This is a genomic window from Aeromicrobium panaciterrae (assembly GCF_039537165.1).
Classification (GTDB): domain Bacteria; phylum Actinomycetota; class Actinomycetes; order Propionibacteriales; family Nocardioidaceae; genus Aeromicrobium; species Aeromicrobium panaciterrae.
Genome location: NZ_BAAAZZ010000002.1, coordinates 363,618 through 383,447, shown reverse-complemented (window position 1 = coordinate 383,447; position 19,830 = coordinate 363,618). Strand labels below are relative to the sequence as shown.

The window sequence follows — 19,830 nt, the reverse complement described above, 5'->3', positions numbered from 1 at the left end:
GACATGACGACTCTCGGGGGACAGGTCGCAGGCGCGACAACGACGAGTGGGGCGACTGACGCGTCCGGACCTGTCGAGCAGTCGACGGCCCGCAGGGGCGGGGCCGAGACGGATCGGGCTGCGGCGGCTGAGTTCCTCGAGATGTTCCATGCCGAGAACCGCCGAGCAGGGCCAGTGGCGCGGCGCATGGCGTCGGTCATGCGCGAGATCGACTCGACGGGCACCTACTGGCACACCCCGGAGGAGCTGGCCTTCGGCGCCCGCGTCGCCTGGCGCAACAACGCCCGGTGCATTGGCCGGCTCTATTGGAACAGCCTGCAGGTACGCGACCTGCGTGGCGTGTCGGACGCTGCCGGCGTTGCCGAACACTGCTTCGACCACCTGCGAGCCGCCAACAGCGGTGGCAAGATCCGGCCGATGATCAGCGTGTTCGCGCCGGAAGGTCCTTCGCTTCCGGCGCCCAGGATCTGGAACGAGCAGCTCATCCGCTACGCCGGCTACGGCCAGCGCAATGGGCGCGTGCTCGGTGATCCCCGCTATCACACGTTCACGAGCAAGCTGATCCGGCGCGGATGGCGATCACCCGAGCGTCGGGGGGCCTTCGATGTGCTCCCGCTCGTGGTGGAGACCGTCGAGGAGGGGCCGCAGATGTTCGACCTCCCGAGCGACGCGGTGCACGAGGTCCCGCTCGAGCATCCCGAGTTCTCCTGGTTTGCCGAGCTGGGCATGCGGTGGCACGCCGTACCGGTCATCAGCAACAACCGGTTGGAGATCGGGGGAGTGTCCTATCCAGCCGCACCGTTCAACGGCTGGTACATGGGCACCGAGATCGGTGCCCGCAACCTGGGCGACAGCAACCGATATGACCTAGTCCCGACCGTGGCTGAACGGATGGGGCTGGACACCTCGAACGAGGCGACCCTGTGGCGCGACCGGGCCCTCGTGGAGATCAACCGTGCGGTGCTCCACTCGTTCCAGGTGAACGGCGTGACCATCAGCGACCACCACACCGAGTCCAGCAGGTTCCTCACCCACCTGGGCAAGGAAGAGCGGGCAGGCCGCCGGTGCCCCGCCGACTGGAGCTGGATCGTGCCACCGATGTCCGGATCGCAGACCCCGGTGTTCCACCGCTACTACGACACCGAGGACCTCGTGCCCAACTTCTTCGGCGACGACGACGCCACCCGTCGTGCCCTCGAGGGTTCCCCACCGGCCTTCGGCTGAACGGGCGTGTTCGCCCGTCGGCGGCGAAGGGTCTAGTTTTCGAGCATGACCGAACCAGCGACCCCGGCCGAGCTGACTGCCCTGGCACGAACCATGATCCCGATCCTGGACGCGATGGGCCTCGAGGTGCTCGAGGTGACGCCGCACAGCGCCACCGCGCGCATACCGGCCGAGCCGAACGTCAACCACTTCGGGGCGATGTATGCCGGATGCCTGTTCACAGTGGCCGAGGTGCTCGGCGGTCTGATGGCTGGCTTCATGGACGTGCCCGGTGGCGTCCCGCTCGTCAAGCGACTCGAGATCGACTTCTCCCGGCCCGCGACGACCGCCGTGACGGCACGAACCACGCTGTCGGAGGCGGAGTTCGACCGGGTCCAGGCCGAGGCCATCGCGACCGGCAAGTCGAACTACGAGCTGGTCGCCGAGGTCACCGACGAGGCCGGCACGGTCGTTGCGCGCACCCGTGGCTTCTACCAGATGAGGGTGATGGGCTGACGCCGTACGACGGTGGGGGAGGAGCGCGCGAGCGGCGGTTCCAGAATGTTTTGCAGCGGCTGTCGTATCCCGGGTCACCCGTTCGTCGCACAGGTGAGAGGCGGTCGGTCGGCTGTCTCGTACGCTCAGGACCCGTCGGTGGACGGGCGAGAAGGGGACATCATGGCTGGCAACAGAGTGCTGATTTCAGGTGCGAGCATTGCGGGACCCGCGCTGGCGCACTGGCTCCACCGGCGAGGCGCTGACGTCACGGTCGTCGAGCAGTCGCCCCGACTGCGACCCGGTGGACAGGCCGTCGACGCGCGCGGGGTGGCCAAGGAGGCGATCCGCCGGATGGGCCTGGACGACGCTGTCCGGGCGGTGTGCACCGACACGGCAGGCGCCTACACCGTCGACGCAGACGGCACGGTGCTCGAGACCTTCGATGCGGCGGAGAACGACGGCGACGGCTACATCTCGGAGATCGAGGTGCTGCGCGGCGACTTCGCCCAGGTCCTGTACGACGACACACGCGATGACGTGGAGTACGTCTTCGGCGACCGGATCGCCCAGCTCACCCAGGACGCCGACAGTGTGGACATCACCTTCGAGAGCGGCGACCGGCGACGCTTCGAGCTCGTGATCGGGGCCGACGGACTGCACTCGGCACTGAGGGCGATGGTCTTCGGTCCGCGCGAGCAGTTCGTCCGACACCTTGGACTGGTGCTGGCGTTCTACAGCGTCCCCAACGAGTTCGGGCTCGACCGCTGGATGCTCGACTACCACGAGGGCGGCCGGTCAGCCGGCCTGCGCCCCATCCATGACGCGGCCCAGGCGATCGCGATGCTGTCGTTCCCGGCGCAGGACTTCGACATCGACTACCGCGACGTCGACGCCCAGAAGCGGCTGCTCCGCGAGCAGATGGCGGGAGTCGGCTGGCTGACGCCGCAGATCCTCGCGCATCTCGACGTCGCGCCGGACTTCTACCTCGACCAGGTCGCCCAGGTCGTGATGGACACGTGGTCGAGCGGCCGGGTGGGGCTGCTGGGTGATGCCGCCTACAGCGCGTCGCCGATGTCTGGCGCCGGCACCGGGCTGGCGCTGGTGGGTGCCTACATGCTGGCCGGTGAGCTCGCTGCCGCTGACTGGGACCCCGCGGTCGGGTTCGCCCGGTACGAGGAGCGGATGCGCGCGTACGTCTTGGCCAACCAGGAGATCGGCCGGATGCACGTCGAGATGCTGACCGCGGACCCGGGCGCCGAGCCCGCCCCGGAGCCCGACATGGACGCGATGATGGATCTCATCAACCGCGCCGTCAACGGCCCGGAGCTGCCGGCGTACGAGGGCCTGCCCGACCGTCGCGCCTGAGGTTGCCCTTCCGGCACCGGCGGTAGGTGTAACTGCCATTTACATTTCCGGGGCGCTGGGAAATACTCGCGTGGTCAGACCCGCTCACCCCAGGAGTCCGCCATGAGTCGTGTACGCGTGTCGATCAGCGCCGCAGTGGCATCCCTCCTGGTGGTGGTTGGAGCTGCGCTTCCCGTCAGCAGCGCGCACGCGGCGTCGCAGGCACTACGGATCGTGACGTCGGACGGTACGAGTCTGGCCGCCACCCTCTCGGGCAACGACGCGACGACTCCTCGCCCGACGATCGTGGAGTTCACGCCGTACGGAGAGTCCGGCGCGTCGTTCACCGCCGGACCCGCATACAACTATCTCGCAGTGCAGGTCCGCGGGACGGGTGACAGCGACGGCTCGTTCGACGTGCTCGGACCGAAGTCGCAGAAGGACGTGGTCGACGCATTGGCCTGGGCCTGCAGCCAGCCGTGGAGCAATGGCGAGCTGGCGCTCGCGGGCTTCTCCGCCAGCGCGATCATCGTCTTCAACTCCCTGCACCAGACGCTGCCGTGCGTGAAGGCAGCTGTACTGCGGTCAGGCACGTTCGAGCTGTACCGCGACCTGCTGATGCCTGGAGGTGTGCCGAACTCGGTGCCGGGCCTGGCAGTGCTCGCTGGGATCGGTGGGCTCGCCCTTGCCCAGGGTCCGCAGCGCCTGGCTCGCAATCCGTCGTCGGCGCTCGATGTCGTCACAGGTCTGCTCAGCTCCGGCCTCGGCGCCGGGCTGCTTCACCCCACGCTCGACACGTTCTGGCGCGAGCGTGGGTTCCGCGGCAACGCCAACAACATCCCGACCCTGCTGGTCGACGGTGTCTTCGACGTCGAGCCCCGCGGCGACTACCAAGCGTTCCAGCAGCTCCGGGCGGACGGTGTCGACACCCACCTGCTGGTGGTCGGTGGACACGACGGGGCGCCGAAGGGCACCGACAACGGCGTCGCCGAGATCGAGAAATGGTTCGACCATTACGTACGCGGGGTCGACAACGGTGTCGAGTCGCACCCTGCCGTGCAGCTGCTGCTGGCCAACGGTGACCGCGAGGACATGCTCGCAGGGAAGTACGTCACGGTCGATGGGGACGACTGGCCCCTCCCCGGCACGACGTGGTCGGAGCTGAGCCTGTCGAGGACGAAGGCCGGGGTCGCGAAATCACTGAATGACGGCAGCCTCTCGATCAGCGGGCCTGATGCTGCCGTGTCCCGTCAGATCTATCCGGCAGTCACCTCCGTGCCGACGAACACGGACCCCAACACGATCGCCACGACAGGTGGCGGATTCGGCGGACCGCTCAACAACTTCTTCGGTTTCGTTCCGGCTTTGACCGAGATGGACGTCTCCAACCTGACCGGACTGACCTACACGTCCAAGCCGTTGAGCCAACCGGTCACGGCGGCTGGCCCGGCAACGTTGGACGTACGGCTCAGCTCGTTGACGCCAACGACGAGTATCTGGGCGGTGATCTCCGACGTGTCTCCGGACGGGAAGGCGCACCCGATGGCGGTCGGACGCCTGAACACCGCGTTCCCTGACGTCATCGCCTCGAAGTCGCTCCACTCCGGTGGAGAGCTGGTCCAGCCGTACGGCGACTACTCCACGCTCAAGCCCGCGCTGCCGCTCGTCGCCAGGGACTACCACGTCGAGTTCTGGCCGATCGGCAACAGGTTCGAGGCCGGCCACCGGATCCAGCTCTCGATCGTCGGCCAGTCGGCACTCTCCCTGCCGACGCTCCCGTCGCTCAACACCGTGAGCATCGGCGGCTCGTCCGGCACAAGGCTGATGTTCCCGACTGCACCCGGAAGTGACTTGGCGGCAGCGCTCCAGTAGGTCCATGAACGGGCATGGTGGCTCCAACCGGCCATCGAAACGGGCGACCGTGGCCGTGGGTGCGGTCGGTGTGGCGCCCGTGCGTGACCGGTTCGTGACTGGAACGCGACACTCGGTCTCCATGAACCGGTCACGAAAACGCGGTCGCGTGGCATTGTCGCCGCAGCTGATCCAGATGATGATCAGGCGCAAGCCCATCTCATACCTCGTCGGAAGCCCCACATGTCATGGCCGAGCAAGCACAGGACGGTGCCGAGTACGACCTCGTGATCGAGGGCGGACGTGTCGTCGATCCTGAGAGCGGGCTCGATGGCGTTCGCCATGTCGGTATCACCGGGGACCGCGTCGTTGCCGTGTCGGTCGAGCCGCTGATCGGTCGCCAACGGATCGACGCGCACGGGCTGGTCGTCGCTCCCGGGTTCGTCGACCTGCACAGCCACGGTCAGGCCATTGGCGAGTGCCGGCTGCAGGCGCTCGACGGTGTCACGACGGCGCTCGAGCTCGAAGCCGGGGTCGCTCCGGTGTCAGTCGCGTACAAGCGGGCGGCCCAGGAAGGTCGTCCCATCAACTACGGATACTCAGCCTCATGGGCGTCGATTCGCGGACACGTCGTCGCGGGCGAAGCGCTCAGCGGCGGAGCCCACGGATTCCAGCACGGGCTCGGCTCTGCCGCCTGGCGCTCTGCTGCCACTCCCCGTCAGGTCGGCACGATGCTGGACCTGCTGGAGAAGGAGCTGGCTGACGGCGCGCTCGGGATCGGCGTGCTGCTCGGGTACGCGCCCGAGACCGACCCCGCTGAGTTCCTCGCCGTTGCCGGGCTCGCGGCAACGGCTGGAGTCCCGACCTTCACCCATGCGCGGCCGCTGGTCGAGCAGGACGCGGAGGTCGTCGTCGATGGCGCTGAGGAGCTGACCGGGGTTGCGGCGGAGACTGGCGTCCACATGCATTTCTGCCACGTCAACTCCACGTCGACCCGGCACCTCGACCGCGTCCACCGTCTGGTCGAGGCCGTCCGCACCGAGGGCGCGAGGGTGACCAGCGAGGTCTATCCGTACGGCTCGGGCATGACCGCGATCGGCGCCGACTACTTCCACCCCGACCGGTTGCACGTCCTCGGCGCGACGGGCACGCCGCAGGATGTGATCTATGCAGCCACCGGGGAGACGGTGGCATCGGTTGCCCGGTTGCTCGACCTCCGGGCGACCGACCCGTCCGGCTTGGCCTTCATCAAGTCCTTCGACGAGGAGAGCCAGCCGGAACGACTCGCTCAGCTCGTCGGCCTCCCCGGCGCCGTGATTGCCTCTGATGCCGTGCCGTTCGTCATCGAGCCAGGCCATGCCTACGACCCGATGCAGTGGCCACCACCCGCATTCGTCCGCACCCATCCGCGCAGCGCGGGTACCTTCGCCCGCACCCTGCGGGTCGCCGTTCGCGAGACCGGAATGCTCACGCTCGCGGAGGCGATTGCGAAGTGCAGCCTTGCCCCGGCGCGCGTCGTCGAGGGCATGGTCCCGGCGATGCGGCGCAAGGGCAGGATCCAGCCGGGGTGCGACGCGGACCTGGTGATCTTCGACCTGGACCGAGTCACGGACGCAGCCACGTACCACGACTCGGTACGCCCGTCTGAAGGGATCGTGCACGTCATCGTGAACGGAGAGTCGGTGGTTCGCGAAGGGCAGCTGGACCACGAGGCGTTCCCGGGACGACCTGTGTGGGCGGAACCATGACCACGGACAAGCAGTGGGACGTCCTCGTGATCGGCGGGGGGATTGCCGGCGCCTCGGTTGCCTATGAGCTGGCCGGCGTGGCTGACGTGCTCCTCGTGGACATGGAGTCGACGCTCGGCCACCACGCGACCGGCAGGTCGGCGGCGATGTTCCTCGAGACGTACGGAGGAGCTGATGTCCGGGCGTTCACCATGGCAAGTCGGGAGTTCCTTGAGTCTCCACCGGCTGAGTTCGAGTCCCAGCTGCTGAGAAGCCGTCCGCTGATGCAGGTCGCCCGGATGGGGCGTGGACACGTCGTCAAGGAGGTCTTCGCCGACGTCAGCGGAATCGTCGGCGATGTCGAGCTCGTCGACGAGGCCAGAGCGCGGGACCTCTGCCCCATCGTCAGGTCTGGCGTGATCGAGGCCGGGCTGTACGAGCCGTCCGCGATGGAGATGGACGTTGACGCGCTCCACCAGGGCTTCGTGCGCGGTTTCCGTGGCCGCGGAGGCAGTGTGCGGCGGGGCTGCCGGGTCGAGCAGATCGAACGGGTCGGCGACCGGTGGACCGTCAGCCTGGGTGACGGCAGCTGGGTGAGCGCAACCACGGTCGTCAATGCGGCTGGCGCGTGGGCCGACCACGTCGCCGCAGTGGCAGGTGTACGACCTCTCGGTTTCGTGCCGAGAAGGCGCACCGCGTTCACCACGGCTGCACCGGAGGACGTCGCGCTCGAGCGCCTACCGATGCTGTACGACGTCGACGAATCCTTCTACGTCAAACCCGAAGGCGATCAGATGCTGTGCTCGCCCGCGGACAAGACGATCAGCAAGCCTGTCGATGCGCGGCCGGACACCCTCGAGATCGCGCGTTCCCTCGACGAGATCCGCGAGGTGACGACGATCCCCGCGCGCTCGGTCCGAACGTCCTGGGCGGGACTGCGAACCTTCAGTCCCGACGAGAACCTTGTGGTGGGCGCCGACCCCGACGTGGCCGGCTTCTTCTGGCTGGCCGGTCAAGCGGGCTATGGCGTCCAGACCTCGCCGGCACTGGCCAGGTTCGCGGCGGCCGCGATCGTGGGCGACGAACAGCCCAAGGACGTGCTGACGCTCGGACTGCAACCCGATCGTGTCTCGCCGTCACGATTCGGGCAGATGAGTGGGGCTGACCTGTGACCCGAGCACCTGCGACGGTCAGCCAGCTCCTCGACGACGTTCGCGACGTCGGGCGTGACGCCCGCCGTGGCGGATACTCACGATTCACCTACTCGGCGGCCGATCTGGAGCTGCGGGAGTGGTTTGTCGGGGAGGCTTCGCGAAGGTCGATGGACGTGGAGACCGACCGAAATGGCGCCCTCTGGGCGTGGCGCTCCGATCCGGGAGCGTCACTCGAGCGGGCCGTCGTCACGGGGAGTCATCTCGACTCGGTTCCCGGTGGCGGTGAGTTCGATGGGCCGTTGGGCATCGCGTCGGCCTTTGTGGCAGTCGATCTGCTCGAGGCCGCCGGTCTGACCTTCGACCGCGCCCTGGCAGTTGTGGCGATTCCGGAGGAGGAAGGCGGGCGCTTCGGCCAGGCATGCCTGGGATCCCAGCTGATGACGGGCGCCATCTCGCCCGATCGCGCACTCGGCCTGCGGGACGCAGATGGGATGACCTTCGGTGAGGCGTTGACCGCCGTCGGGATCGATCCCGCCCACCTCGGCCGAGACGAGGAGACGCTTGGTCGAATCGGTGCGTTCGTCGAGCTTCACGTCGAGCAGGGGAGGGGCCTCATCGATCTCGGCCAGCCGGTCGCGATCGGATCCTCGATCATCGGGCATGGGCTGTGGCGGCTCACCGTGGCGGGGCAGGGAAACCATGCCGGCGCCACGTCGATGTCGGATCGCCGGGATCCCATCGTCGCGGCTGGCGCCATCGTCGCGGCAGTACGCGATGTCGCACGTACCGTCGACGGCGCTCGTGCCACCGTGGGCCGGATCAAGGCGGTGCCGGGCGGGACCAACGTCATCGCATCGCGCGTCGACATGTGGCTCGACCTGCGTCATCCGGTCGACGGGGTGGCTGCCGAGCTGGTCGCGACGATCGTCGAGCGGGCACAGGTGGCTGCGGCAGCCGAAGGGTGCACGGTCGCGATCGTCGAGGAGTCGTACGGTCCATCGGTTGACTTCGATCACCGGCTGAGAGAGCGGATCGCCGGCGTCCTGCCCGATGCGCCGACGCTCAGCAGCGGCGCCGGGCATGACGCTGGCGTGCTGGCTGAGGTCGTTCCCACCGCGATGCTCTTCACGAGGAACCCGACGGGGATCTCCCACTCTCCTGAGGAGCAGATCGAGGAGTCGGATGCGGAGCTGGGTGCGGCGGCGTTGGCGGCCGTCCTCCAGGACTTGCTTGGCGCCAATGCGAAGGCAGGTGCGGCATGAACAGCCCGTGTGAATCACTGTTCGTCGTGACAGTTGCCATGGTGCCGGGCGGCGCACGGGCAAACCTGCTCTCGATGGCCTCAGTGCTGCATCGGCGTGGTGTCGATGTCGTCGAGGCCGAGCTCTCGCGGCCGGGTCATGATCGTCGGGTCTTCAGTGCGACCTTCCGGTCCACGGCCCGTCAGGCGGAGACGGTCCTGAGGACGCTGGAAGGACTCGTGGACGTGGTCGACGCGACGTTGTACGCCGCGCTGGACGTCCGCGGCGTTGCGGTGGCTGACGCGCCGGCGGAGCTCGTCGCAGATCGCTGAGCGGACGAGAAGGACGCAAAGTGTCACAGTTGATGAGATCTGGCGGCTACGGTCGTCCTGTGATCCCCAAAGAGCGACAGCGACAGGTCCTGGAGATCGCGCGTGCTCGTGGGTCGGTCGCCGTCGCGGACCTCGTCGAGGCGCTCGACGTGTCGGTCGAGACGATTCGGCGAGACCTCACGGTGCTGGAGACGCACGGCTTGATCCGACGCGCGTACGGGCAGGCGTTCCCGGTCGAGACCGCTGCGTACGAGTCCAACCTGGAGACGCGGGAGGTCTCGCACGTCGACGAGAAGCGTCGCATCGCCGCCGAGGCCGTGCGCCATCTCGACGATGCGGAGACGTTGTTCATCGACGAGGGGTTCACGCCGCAGATGATCGCGCGCGGCCTTCCGGACCGACGGATGCGTGTCGTGACGGCGTCGCTGCCGATCGCCTCGATGCTGGCCGACCGTGAGGCGTTCTCCGTCTACCTGCTGGGCGGGCGCGTACGAGGCAACACCCTGGGAACCGTCGACCACTGGGCCGTCGAGATGCTGAGCAACTTCGTCATCGACGTCGCGTTCATCGGCGCGAACGCGATCTCTCGCGAGCGAGGGCTGACCACGCCCGACCCAGCCGTGGCCGAGGTGAAGAAGACAGCCGTCAGGGTCTCGCGGCGACGGGTCTTCACGGGTGTCAGCGCCAAGTTCGCCGTCTCGAGCTTCTGCCACTTCGCCGATGTGGCCGACCTCGACGTCGTGGTCAGCGACCGCAAGCTGTCACAGTCGGAGGCGGACCGCTATGCCGCTCTCGGGCCGACCGTCGTTCGAGTTTGACGCACTGACCGGTCATGCGTACGGGCGCCCGCGTGGCCCCATACGGGCATGATCCGGGCGTCGATTCGGGATTGCCAGCAAGGAAAGGTGCCCAGAACGGTCACCAATCAGGCACCAAAAGGGCCCGTCTGTGTATTGCCCGTCAGTGTGGCCTGGCTCACGATGATGTCACCCGGCAGACGCCAGGCAGGACAGGAGCCCTCATGCGCGCAGTGGTGATCGAGCAGCCCGGCACCGTATCGGTGCAGGACGTGCCCGACCCGATTCCCGGACCAGGCGATCTGGTGGTGGCCGTGCGCGGTGCGGGAATCTGCGGCACTGACATCCATCTGCTCGACGGCGAGCTGCCATACGATCGCTACCCGATCGTGCCGGGCCACGAGTTCTACGGCGAGGTCGTCGACGTCGCTGGCGACATCGACCGGGCTCGCATCGGTCGCCTGGTGACGGTTGACCCCAACATGCCCTGCGGCGCCTGCGCCGAGTGCCGCCGCGGGAGGGCGAACCTGTGCGAGCGCTATGAGGCCCTGGGAGTCACGACGGACGGCGCCGCAGCCGAGCTCGTACGCGTCCCCGCCGGCCTTGCCTATGACCTGCCGGCAGACGTCTCCGATGTCGGCGCCGTGCTGACGGAACCCCTGGCCTGCGCGATCCACGGGTTCGACGGACTGCCGAGGCGTCCGCAGGACCGCTACCTCGTGTACGGAGCTGGGACGATGGGTCTGATGATGGGCCTCCTCGCGGCTGACATGACGAGCGAGCCCGTCACGGTGATCGAGCCCAACCCCTCTCGCCGCGCTCTCGCCGAGAGCTTCGGCATGCGTGCCGTGTCATCGCCGGAGGAGGTCGACCCGGACGAGCGCTGGGAGTCGGTCATCGACTGCACCGGTGTGGTCGAGGCCATCGAGGACGGTCTCGGGCGTGTTCGCCGAGGCGGCGTCTTCCAGTGCTTCGGTGTCACTGAGACCGACGCGATGGTCAAGCTGCGTCCGTTCGACATCTATCGCAACGAGATCACGGTCATCGGCAGCATGGCGGTTCACAACAGCTTCGACCGTGCACATCGGCTGGCTCAGGTGTGGGGGGACGAGAAGCTGGCCCCACTCGTCACCCATGGTTACGCACTCGACGACTACGCGGAGGCGATCCGCACCTTCCGTGATGGCGCAGGACTGAAGATCGCAATTCGACCCGGAGGACTGGCATGAACGAGACACCCATCGACCCCGATGTCGTCGACCTGCTGGCGTGGGTTGGCCCACCCGAGCAGGTGGTCGCCGCCGACCTCACCGCTGAGCAGCACCGTCAAGGTGGACGTGATGCGATGGCGTACTTCACCCAGGATGCGATCCCGGTCGCAGTCCATCACGTGTCGGACGAGACGGTGCCTGGCCGCGGTGGTGACATTCCCGTACGGATCTACAGTCCCGAGAGTCCCACCGCGGTCATCGTCTTCATGCACGGCGGCGCGTGGATGACGGGTGACCTCGACATGTCCGACTTCGCCATGCGTCGGCTCAGCCATGACACCACCAGTGTGGTCGTGTCGGTCGACTACCGCCTGATTCCGGAGCACCCCTTCCCGGCAGGGATCGACGACACGTACGACGCGATCAGCTGGGCTCGCAACGTGTACTCCGAGCTGCCACTCCTGGTTGCCGGCGACAGTGCGGGCGGCACGCTCTCGGCGTGCGCCGCCCTGCGGGCCCGCGACGAGAACGGCCCGCGCATCGACGGCCAGGTGCTCATCTACCCCGGCATCGACGATGACATCGACGCACCCAGCATGGTTGAGATGGGCGACGAGGTCCCGATCTCGCGCGAGGACCTGCGGTTCCTGCTGGCGCAGTACGTCGGCCACGAACCAGCCCAGGGCTCGCCGTATGCGTTGCCGGGATGGGCCTCGTCCCTGGAGGGACTGCCGCCCGTGGTGATCGCGATCGCCGGGCACGACCGGCTGCGGTCCTCGGAGGAGAACTTCGCCAGACGGTTGCAGGAAGCGGGTGTCCCCGTGACGATCCAGCTCGATCCCGAGCTCGTGCACGCGTGGTTCGACTTCGCTCCACGCGTTCCGGCAGCCGACCGGGCGTTCACCCGCTTGACAGACAGCGTCAACGACCTCATCCATCGGGGAATCACCACGGCTTGACGCCGAGGTTCACACTAGGAGAAATCATGACCCACCCATCAACCCGGCGTCAGACCCGGTCACGCATGGCCGTCGTTGTCCCCGCACTCGCGATGATCGCAGCGGTGACCTCGGCCTGTTCCAACTCGAGTGACGGTGACTCGTCGGCCCCCAAGGACGGCAAGCTGAGCTCGCTCCAGTTCGTCAACCCGCTGCCGAACTATCCGACGTGGAAGACGTTGGGCGACTGCATGAAGGACGCGACAGAGGACCGTGGTGTCGACTTCAAGACGAGCGGCCCGAGCGGGTCAGCTCTCGACGCGACCGCGATGGTGCAGCTGGTCCAGCAGGCCATCTCGGCCAAGGTCGGTGCGATCGTGACGTTCCCCGCAAGTGAGGGCTTCGCGCCCGTCCTCCAGCAGGCGCAGCAGAAGGGGATCGTGACAGGCACGATCTACGGTCCTGGCGGTGCGGACAGCGGAGCGGACGTCAATGCCGGTCCTGACTGGGGAGTGATCGGAGCGACCTCGATCAACGGGATCTCGAAGCGGCCCGGCAAGCACGTCGTGGGCCTGGTTGCAGCTGCCGACACCGGTCTGGGAAAGTCGTGGCTCGACGGCGTCAAGGCCGCCGCCAAGAAGACCGACAACGTGACGATCGTCGGCGAGGTCTACACCGGCGACGACGCAGCCAAGGCCTTGCCCCAGGTCAATGCGCTGCTGACCGCTCATCCGGAGATCACCGACATCGCGACGCACATGGGCACCACCACGCCGGGTGCGGTCGCGGCGATCAAGGCCAAGAAGCTCAAGGGCAAGACGTTCCTCACTGCGGTTGGCGTCGACAACGGCGGCTCCCAAGGTCTCAACGAAGGAACCGTCAGCCAGATCTTCCTGCAGGACATCTGCACCCTCGGCAAGGACGTCGCCAACGCGGTCGTCGACAAGGCTGAGGGCAAGGAGCCCAAGACGATCCCGATCAACGTCGCCGTGGCGAAAAAGGACGAGCTGCAGGACTACCTGGACAAGGGCTGGAGCTGAATGCCGTGCTGGGGCAGCTGTGACGCTGCCCCAGCACGGAGATCTCCGGACTCAAGAGAATTCACGATGCTCGGCTCGCCGGCCGAGGTCCACACAGGAGGAAGCCATGTCACCCACCATCGTCATCCGGCATCGCACGCGGGCTCGCGTCTGTTCCGACAACCCGATCGCTGTGAGGTGGCACTGATGTCTTCCGACGAGGTTCCCGCGCTTCGCCTTCGCGGCGTCCGCAAGTTCTTCGGGTCGGTCGCAGCCCTCGAGAACGTCTCGCTCGAGGCGTACGCGGGGGAGGTCCACGCAGTGGTCGGCGACAACGGTGCCGGGAAGTCGACGGCAATCAAGATCATCACCGGAATTCATGAGGCCGACGGTGGAGATGTCCTCGTGCAGGGCGAGAGGATGTCTCAACGCAGGTCGGCAGCCGACATCCAGCAGCACGGTGTGTCAGTGGTCTATCAGGACCTCGCACTCGTGGAGTGCCTCGACATCGCGCAGAACATGGCGCTCGGCAACCTCCCCCGCAAGCTGGGCGTGGTGCTTGATCGCAAGCGGATGGAACGGGACGCCGCGCAGGTCCTGCGCGAGCTCAAGGTCCGCGTGGGCAACGTCCGCACCCCGGTCGGACTGCTCTCCGGCGGGCAGCGCCAGGTCGTGGCGATTGCCCGAGCCGTACGCATGGACAAGCCGATCATCCTGCTCGACGAGCCCACTGCTGCGCTGGGAGTCCAGGAGACTGCTCACGTGGGCGGGATCATCGACGAGCTCAGGACGGCAGGCAAGGCCGTGATCTGCGTGAGTCACGACCTCGACTTCGTGTTCAAGCACGCCGATCGGGTCACCGTGCTGAGGCTTGGCAACACCGTCGGCACTCGTCGAATCGCGGACGTGTCGCGAGACGAGATCGTCGGCATGATCACGGGAGCCAATCCGGGGGACACCCCGACGACGGAGGTGGCGTGATGAGCACGGTGGCATCTCGACGTACGACGAAACCGGGCAACGAACCCAAGCAGGCGCCGGACCCCGATGACCAGAGAACTCGTGGGGACTGGTTCCGCGGGGTGATCGCCCGGCAGGAGACCACGCTGATTCTCGTCATCCTCGCGATCGGGACAGCGGCTGCCATGCGATCGAGCCTGTTCCTCAGTGAGGACAACATCGCCGAGATCTTCCGCAGCTCGGTCATCTACTTCGTGATGGGCTGCGGTGCGGCGCTGCTGATCATCGGCGGTGGCCTGGACTTCTCAGCCGGAGCCGTGTTCACGTTGTCGGCGCTGATGACCAGCAAGATGCTGGTGTCCTCGGTGCCCTGGCCTGCCGCGGTGCTGGGTGGACTTGCCCTGGCGGGTGCGATCGGGGTGCTGAACCATCTCGTCATCACGTACTGGCACGTACCTCCCATCATCGCGACGCTCGGCGTGTTCTACATGTTGACCGGCGTGGACAATCTCGTGACCGACGGCAACGACGTCCTTCCCCTCCCGCAGGTGGTCCAGGACATCGGCCAGGGGAGCATTCTCGGCATCCCGAATGTCGTGCTGATCGCGATCGCGGTGGGAGTCATCTTCTGGTTCCTCCTCGAATGGACCAGGTTCGGCATCAACGTGCGAGCGCTTGGCGGCAATCGTGAGGCGGCAGTCGCCAACGGCCTGAGAGTCACCCGGATCGACCTCGCGCTGTATATGTTGGCTGCCGTCACTGCCGGCCTGGCGGGGATCATCTACTCGGCGCGTGTCGGAGCCGGCCAGGTGACGGCAGGAGGCACGGGCACGACGCTGATCGTCATCACGGCGGTACTCATCGGCGGCGTCAGCCTCATGGGCGGCATGGGATCGATCCAGGGCGTCGCGATCGGGGCAGTGCTGTTGTCGCTGATCGACAACGCACTCGTCCTGACCGAGATCCCGCCGCAGTACAACAGCATCGTCATCGGCGCGATCCTGGTCAGCGCAGTAGCCGTCGACCACGTGCGTCGCGAGCGGATCTTCCGCAAGCGCTGAACGCGTCCACCCACGTACATCTTCCATCGAACGGAGCTTCACCATGCAGGTTGCCATCGTGCTCTATCCCAACTTCACGGCGCTCGACGTCATGGGCCCGTACGAGGTCTTCGCACGCCTTCCCGACACCGAAGTGGTCTTCGTCGCCGAGAATCCCGGTCTCGTCACCAATGACCTGAAGAGCGTCTCGATCAACGTCGTGGCCAGCCTGGACGACGTGACCAGCCCGGACGTCGTGCTCATCGGCGGCGGCCCGGGGCAGTCGGACAACATGGAAGACGGCAGGCTCCACGAGTGGCTGCGCGCGGTCGATCAGACGAGCACGTGGACGACATCGGTGTGCACCGGCACCCTGATCCTTGCGGCGACGGGACTGCTGAAGGGCAGGCCGGCGACAACTCACTGGGGCGCTCTCTCGCAGCTGCCGGCGCTCGGGGTCACGCCATCGCACGACCGCGTCGTGATCGATGGCAAGTACGCGACGGCGGCCGGCGTCTCTGCCGGGATCGACCTGGCGCTCACCTTGGCCGGCACGATGATGGGCGACGACGTGGCCCAGACCGTCCAGCTCATCATTGAGTACGCGCCCGAGCCGCCCTACAACTCAGGCTCGACGTCAACCGCGCCGCCAGAGATCCTCGAGAACGCCAAGCGGGTGCTGTCGGGTCGCTTCGCCGACTAGCCCTGGGGATCAGGGGCTTGCCGCGAGGAACAGGAAGGCGCCGAGGATCGACAGGTGGATGCCGCCCTGCAGGAGAGTCGCGCGGCCGGGCACCACGGTCAGCACGCTGGTGATCAGCGTCAGCACGAGCAGGACGATCTCGGTCTCGCCGAGGCCGAGCACCAGTGGACCGTCCAGCCAGATCTGCGCGATCGCGATGACCGGGATCGTCAGTCCGATGCTCGCCATGGCCGAGCCGTACGCGAGGTTGAGGCTGATCTGCACCTGTCGGCGACGGGCGGCACGTACTGCGGCGATCGACTCGGGAGCCAGGATCAGCAGCGCGATGATGACGCCGACGACGGCGTGTGGCATTCCGGCCGCGGAGACACCCTCTTCGACCGGCTTGGACACGTTCTTGGCGTTGCCCACGACGGCGATGAGTGCGATGAGGAGGAATCCGAGACTGACGAGCGCCGCAGCGTCAGTCGGTGGTGCGGCGTGGTCGTCGTCCGACGCAGTGCCGCCGGTCGTGGGTGCCGGCAGGAAGTAGTCGCGGTGTCGTACGGTCTGCATCGCGACGAACAGTGAGTACAGGCCGAGCGCCGCGACTGCCGCGAACGCCAGCTGGCCCGGGGTGAACTCCGGTCCCGATGCGCCCGTGGTGAAGGACGGCAGGACGAGGCAGAGGGTGGCGACGGTGCCCACGGCGGCCAGCGCGCTGCCGGTGCCCTCGGCATTGAAGTGCGCGACCTGCCGGTTGCGTGTGGCGGCGAGCAGGGACAACCCGACGATCCCGTTGCAGGTGATCATGATCGCGGCGAACACGGTGTCGCGGGCGAGGCTCTCGCTGCCCTTCGCACCGCTGGTGACCAGCGTGACGATGAGGGCGACCTCGATGACGGTGACCGCGACGGCCAGGACCAGCGAGCCGTACGGTTCACCGACGCGGTGGGCGATCACCTCGGCGTGGTGCACCGCCGCCAGGACGGCTCCGGCGAGGAACGCCGCGACTGCGATGACCCCGAACCAGGACAGGTCCCGCTGCCACGCGGCGGCGAACACGACGAGGCCGAGCAGGGGGATGGCCTGGGTCCACCGGTCGGTGATCGCTCTCATGGGCCCAGCCTCGCACCGATGCGTGGTCGCCGCTTCACAGGACAGCGCCTCCGGTCGACTTCCCGTCGTCGACGTTGGCGTACGGGTCGATCACCCTGCGGGTCGGCGCCGTGGAATCGTACGGCCACCGTTCCTCGAGGACCACCGCCAGCGCCGAGGCGGTGAAGATGGTCGACAGGATGCCGACCGAGAGCCCGATCAGGAGGGCGATAGCGAAGTCCGTGAGTGAGTCGCCGCCCAGCACGGCGAGCGCCGCCAGGATGAACATTGCCCCGAGGCCGGTGTTGATGGTTCGCGGGATCGTCTGCAGGATCGCCTCGTTGACGACGTCTCGCAGTGGCCGCTTGCGGTTGTCGCCGCGAGCTTCGGCGGCATTGTGCTCGCGGATGCGGTCGAACACCACGATCGTGTCGTTGACCGCGAGCCCGATGATCGACAGCACGGCGGCGAGGAACACGCCGTCGATCGGCTTGCCCCACCACGCGAACACGCCGACCACGGTGAGCACGACCGACGCCATCGACAGCACGGCGGAGGCCGCGTACGTCCAGCGGAACCGCCAGGCGAGATAGATCATCTGGGCGGCGATCGCGATCGCGAAGGCGATCAGCGCCTTGTCGCGCAGCTCCTTGCCGAGACTCGGGCCGATCAGCTCGTCGCGTTCCTTCTCGACGTCGCCCGCGATGGATGCGAGCGCGTCCTCGATCTGCACGGCCTCGTCGTTGCTGATGTCGTCGACACGGACGCTGATGTTCTCGGCACCGGCATCACCGGACGAGGCCTGGACGACGGCCGTGGGGAATCCCGCGTCGCTCACGGCGACTCGTGCGTCCTCGACGTCGAGCGAGCTGGAGGTCGAGTACTCCAGCAGGCGGCCACCCGTGAACTCGACCCCGAGGTTGAGGCCGCGCATGGCGATGCCGCCGATCGACACCACGGCGACGGCAGCCGTGATGGCGATCCAGGTGCCGCTGCGCCTCATGAGGTTGGGTCCGCTCTCGCTGAGCCAGGTACGTACGCGCCCGACCCCCGACAACCCGCTGAGGGCCGGACGGCCGCGGACGAACGACCGTCGCATCGCCCACTCGGTGAGCACCCGGGCGATCACCAACGCGGACACCATGGAGGCGATCACACCGATCGACAGCGTGACCCCGAACCCCTTGACCGGACCGGACGCGAAGAAGAACAGCAGGGCGGCGGCCAGCAGGGTCGTGACGTTGGAGTCGATGATCGCCGACCACGCCTTGTTGAAGCCGGTGTTGAGCGCGGGCGACAGGCCGGCGGCTTGGCGGGCCGCATACTCCTCGCGTGCCCGTTCGAACACCAGGACGTTCGCGTCAATCGCCAGGCCGATCGCGAGGACGAATCCGGCCAGGCCCGGAAGCGTCAGCGTCGCGCCCAGCCAGACGAGCAGTCCGTAGGAGATCAGCGCGTACGTGCCGAGCGCGACCGTCGCCAGCAGGCCGACCAGGCGGTAGACGAACATGATGAACAGTCCGGTGAGGACCACGCCGATGATGGCGGCCTCGACGGATGCGTCGATCGCGACCTTGCCCAGCGTCGGTCCGACCGTGCGCTGCTCGATGATCTCGACGTCGACGGGAAGGGCGCCGCCCTTGATCAGCACGGCGAGGTCCTTGGCGGTGCGCTGCGTGAAGTCGCCGCTGATGCTGGTCGAGGTGCCGCCGCCGGACCGGCACAGCTCGGGGACGACGCCGGGCGAGGAGATCACCTTGGTGTCGAGGACGATCGCCACCCGGTTGCCGGCGTTGGGGTTGGCGCAGGCATCTGCGACGAGCTGCTTCCAGCCGCTGCGACCTTCACCGTTGAACGAGACGTTGACCAGCCACTGCCCGAGGTTCTGCTGCTCGGTGACGGCTTCGGCGTCGCTGACGCCGTTGCCGTCGAGCAGGGTCGGTCCCACGAGGATCGGGTTGCCGTCCTCGTCGTCGAGGAGCTTTTCGTCCTCGCCGGGTGTCGTCTCCGTGACGGGTACGGAGATGACCTCGTGGAAGGTGAGCTGCGCCGTCTGGCCGATCTGGCGAGCCGCTTCCCGCGGGTCCTGAAGGCCGGGCAGCTCGATGATGATGCGCTTCTCGCCGGAGCGGGCGAGGGTCGGTTCGGCGACGCCGAGGGCGTCGACCCGTCCGCGGAGGACGCTGAGTGCGCGGTCGGTCGCCTCGGCGTCGGCCGTCACGCGACCGGTGTCCTGGGTCTCGAGGACGATCTGCGTGCCGCCCTTGAGGTCGAGGCCGAGCTTGGCGGGCATGGTCAGGGCGAGGAACAGGGTGATGGCGAGGACCGCAAGTGCGGCCAACGCCCTCCAGAGAGGGGCGCGGCTGGGCATGGGTGATCTTTCGAGGAGCCGCCGGACGGCGGGGTGGCAGGTCGCGGAACGTGCTCAGAGAGCAGGAGGTCCACGAGCCAACGCGTCACCTCGATGAGCGTCGCCGAATGGCTGGGCCGGACTGGCGATCGTGCTGGCCGCACCGATGTGGGGCACGTCGACCTGATCGGTCAGCGTCGCCGGATCGAGCTGGAACCGGTCCGAGACGTCGATGTGTGACGCTGCCTGGTGCGAGCGTGTGGCCGGGACCGCAACCTTCGACTGGGTCGGGCCTGCGGACGTCTGGTGCTGGGTCAGCCGCGCTGCGCTTCCGACGGGTACGACCAGCAGCGCGATGAGTGCCAGGACGAAGAGCCCTGGCGCC

18 protein-coding genes are annotated in these 19,830 nt (G+C 67.5%); 15 read left to right on the top strand and 3 right to left on the bottom strand.

Annotation, left to right across the window (positions count from 1 at the left end):
• Positions 1-3: 3 nt before the first annotated feature.
• The 15 genes from ABD683_RS02360 to ABD683_RS02290 all read left to right on the top strand — a co-directional run bounded on the left by ABD683_RS02360 (position 4) and on the right by ABD683_RS02290 (position 16,018).
• The gene (locus ABD683_RS02360) at positions 4-1,224 is read left to right on the top strand and encodes a nitric oxide synthase oxygenase (RefSeq protein ID WP_344766965.1); all 1,221 of its coding nucleotides are present in this window, start codon (positions 4-6) and stop codon (positions 1,222-1,224) included.
• Positions 1,225-1,269: 45 nt separating this feature from the next.
• Positions 1,270-1,719, top strand: a complete 450-nt coding sequence (locus ABD683_RS02355) for a PaaI family thioesterase (RefSeq protein WP_344766964.1) — start codon at positions 1,270-1,272, stop codon at positions 1,717-1,719.
• A 162-nt stretch (positions 1,720-1,881) separates the two neighbouring features.
• On the top strand, positions 1,882-3,066 hold the full coding sequence (locus ABD683_RS02350) for an FAD-dependent monooxygenase (RefSeq protein WP_344766962.1): 1,185 nt from the start codon (positions 1,882-1,884) through the stop codon (positions 3,064-3,066).
• A gap of 102 nt (positions 3,067-3,168) precedes the next feature.
• Entirely contained in the window at positions 3,169-4,917 is a 1,749-nt protein-coding gene (locus ABD683_RS02345) for a CocE/NonD family hydrolase (RefSeq protein ID WP_344766960.1), read from the top strand.
• Positions 4,918-5,144: 227 nt separating this feature from the next.
• Positions 5,145-6,644 (top strand): amidohydrolase family protein, encoded by a 1,500-nt coding sequence (locus ABD683_RS02340; protein WP_344766958.1) that lies wholly within the window; start codon positions 5,145-5,147, stop codon positions 6,642-6,644.
• Positions 6,641-7,795: an NAD(P)/FAD-dependent oxidoreductase gene (locus ABD683_RS02335; RefSeq protein ID WP_344766956.1), complete on the top strand. Its 1,155-nt coding sequence runs from the start codon at positions 6,641-6,643 to the stop codon at positions 7,793-7,795. The genes ABD683_RS02340 and ABD683_RS02335 overlap by 4 nt, the downstream gene beginning before the upstream one ends.
• Positions 7,792-9,039, top strand: a complete 1,248-nt coding sequence (locus ABD683_RS02330; protein WP_344766954.1) for an allantoate amidohydrolase — start codon at positions 7,792-7,794, stop codon at positions 9,037-9,039. Before ABD683_RS02335 ends, ABD683_RS02330 begins: the two co-directional genes overlap by 4 nt.
• On the top strand, positions 9,036-9,350 hold the full coding sequence (locus tag ABD683_RS02325) for a hypothetical protein (protein WP_344766952.1): 315 nt from the start codon (positions 9,036-9,038) through the stop codon (positions 9,348-9,350). Before ABD683_RS02330 ends, ABD683_RS02325 begins: the two co-directional genes overlap by 4 nt.
• Positions 9,351-9,409: 59 nt before the next feature.
• A complete protein-coding gene (locus ABD683_RS02320) occupies positions 9,410-10,168 on the top strand; it encodes a DeoR/GlpR family DNA-binding transcription regulator (RefSeq protein WP_344766950.1) in 759 nt (252 codons plus the stop codon).
• A 203-nt stretch (positions 10,169-10,371) separates the two neighbouring features.
• A complete protein-coding gene (locus ABD683_RS02315) occupies positions 10,372-11,376 on the top strand; it encodes an alcohol dehydrogenase catalytic domain-containing protein (RefSeq protein ID WP_344766949.1) in 1,005 nt (334 codons plus the stop codon).
• Positions 11,373-12,317 (top strand): alpha/beta hydrolase, encoded by a 945-nt coding sequence (locus ABD683_RS02310; protein ID WP_344766947.1) that lies wholly within the window; start codon positions 11,373-11,375, stop codon positions 12,315-12,317. Before ABD683_RS02315 ends, ABD683_RS02310 begins: the two co-directional genes overlap by 4 nt.
• 26 nt (positions 12,318-12,343) lie before the next feature.
• Positions 12,344-13,336 (top strand): sugar ABC transporter substrate-binding protein, encoded by a 993-nt coding sequence (locus ABD683_RS02305; protein WP_344766945.1) that lies wholly within the window; start codon positions 12,344-12,346, stop codon positions 13,334-13,336.
• 186 nt (positions 13,337-13,522) lie between these two features.
• Positions 13,523-14,296 carry an ATP-binding cassette domain-containing protein gene (locus ABD683_RS02300; RefSeq protein ID WP_344766943.1) on the top strand — a complete coding sequence of 258 codons (774 nt, stop codon included), beginning with the start codon at positions 13,523-13,525 and terminating at the stop codon, positions 14,294-14,296.
• Positions 14,296-15,336: an ABC transporter permease gene (locus tag ABD683_RS02295; RefSeq protein ID WP_344766941.1), complete on the top strand. Its 1,041-nt coding sequence runs from the start codon at positions 14,296-14,298 to the stop codon at positions 15,334-15,336. Before ABD683_RS02300 ends, ABD683_RS02295 begins: the two co-directional genes overlap by 1 nt.
• Positions 15,337-15,379: 43 nt before the next feature.
• A complete protein-coding gene (locus ABD683_RS02290) occupies positions 15,380-16,018 on the top strand; it encodes a DJ-1/PfpI family protein (RefSeq protein WP_344766939.1) in 639 nt (212 codons plus the stop codon).
• Positions 16,019-16,027: 9 nt separating this feature from the next.
• On the opposite strand, the gene ABD683_RS02285 is transcribed toward ABD683_RS02290, so the two are convergent.
• The 3 genes from ABD683_RS02285 to ABD683_RS02275 all read right to left on the bottom strand — a co-directional run.
• Positions 16,028-17,116, bottom strand: coding sequence for a calcium:cation antiporter (locus ABD683_RS02285; protein WP_344766938.1), 1,089 nt, complete (start codon positions 17,114-17,116; stop codon positions 16,028-16,030).
• Between the two features lie 34 nt (positions 17,117-17,150).
• On the bottom strand, positions 17,151-19,466 hold the full coding sequence (secD, locus tag ABD683_RS02280; RefSeq protein WP_344766936.1) for a protein translocase subunit SecD: 2,316 nt from the start codon (positions 19,464-19,466) through the stop codon (positions 17,151-17,153).
• A 54-nt stretch (positions 19,467-19,520) separates the two neighbouring features.
• A partial coding sequence (locus ABD683_RS02275) for a hypothetical protein (protein ID WP_344766935.1) occupies positions 19,521-19,830 on the bottom strand: 310 nt, incomplete at its 5' end.

Excerpts from the sequence above, each read along its gene's own strand:
- ABD683_RS02360 (WP_344766965.1), top strand. The coding sequence starts at position 4 with ATGACGACTCTCGGGGGACAGGTCGCAGGCGCGACAACGACGAGTGGG.
- ABD683_RS02355 (WP_344766964.1), top strand. The coding sequence starts at position 1,270 with ATGACCGAACCAGCGACCCCGGCCGAGCTGACTGCCCTGGCACGAACC.
- ABD683_RS02350 (WP_344766962.1), top strand. The coding sequence starts at position 1,882 with ATGGCTGGCAACAGAGTGCTGATTTCAGGTGCGAGCATTGCGGGACCC.
- ABD683_RS02345 (WP_344766960.1), top strand. The coding sequence starts at position 3,169 with ATGAGTCGTGTACGCGTGTCGATCAGCGCCGCAGTGGCATCCCTCCTG.
- ABD683_RS02340 (WP_344766958.1), top strand. The coding sequence starts at position 5,145 with ATGGCCGAGCAAGCACAGGACGGTGCCGAGTACGACCTCGTGATCGAG.
- ABD683_RS02335 (WP_344766956.1), top strand. The coding sequence starts at position 6,641 with ATGACCACGGACAAGCAGTGGGACGTCCTCGTGATCGGCGGGGGGATT.
- ABD683_RS02325 (WP_344766952.1), top strand. The coding sequence starts at position 9,036 with ATGAACAGCCCGTGTGAATCACTGTTCGTCGTGACAGTTGCCATGGTG.
- ABD683_RS02315 (WP_344766949.1), top strand. The coding sequence starts at position 10,372 with ATGCGCGCAGTGGTGATCGAGCAGCCCGGCACCGTATCGGTGCAGGAC.
- ABD683_RS02310 (WP_344766947.1), top strand. The coding sequence starts at position 11,373 with ATGAACGAGACACCCATCGACCCCGATGTCGTCGACCTGCTGGCGTGG.
- ABD683_RS02305 (WP_344766945.1), top strand. The coding sequence starts at position 12,344 with ATGACCCACCCATCAACCCGGCGTCAGACCCGGTCACGCATGGCCGTC.
- ABD683_RS02300 (WP_344766943.1), top strand. The coding sequence starts at position 13,523 with ATGTCTTCCGACGAGGTTCCCGCGCTTCGCCTTCGCGGCGTCCGCAAG.
- ABD683_RS02295 (WP_344766941.1), top strand. The coding sequence starts at position 14,296 with ATGAGCACGGTGGCATCTCGACGTACGACGAAACCGGGCAACGAACCC.
- ABD683_RS02290 (WP_344766939.1), top strand. The coding sequence starts at position 15,380 with ATGCAGGTTGCCATCGTGCTCTATCCCAACTTCACGGCGCTCGACGTC.
- ABD683_RS02285 (WP_344766938.1), bottom strand. The coding sequence starts at position 17,116 with ATGAGAGCGATCACCGACCGGTGGACCCAGGCCATCCCCCTGCTCGGC.
- secD (WP_344766936.1), bottom strand. The coding sequence starts at position 19,466 with ATGCCCAGCCGCGCCCCTCTCTGGAGGGCGTTGGCCGCACTTGCGGTC.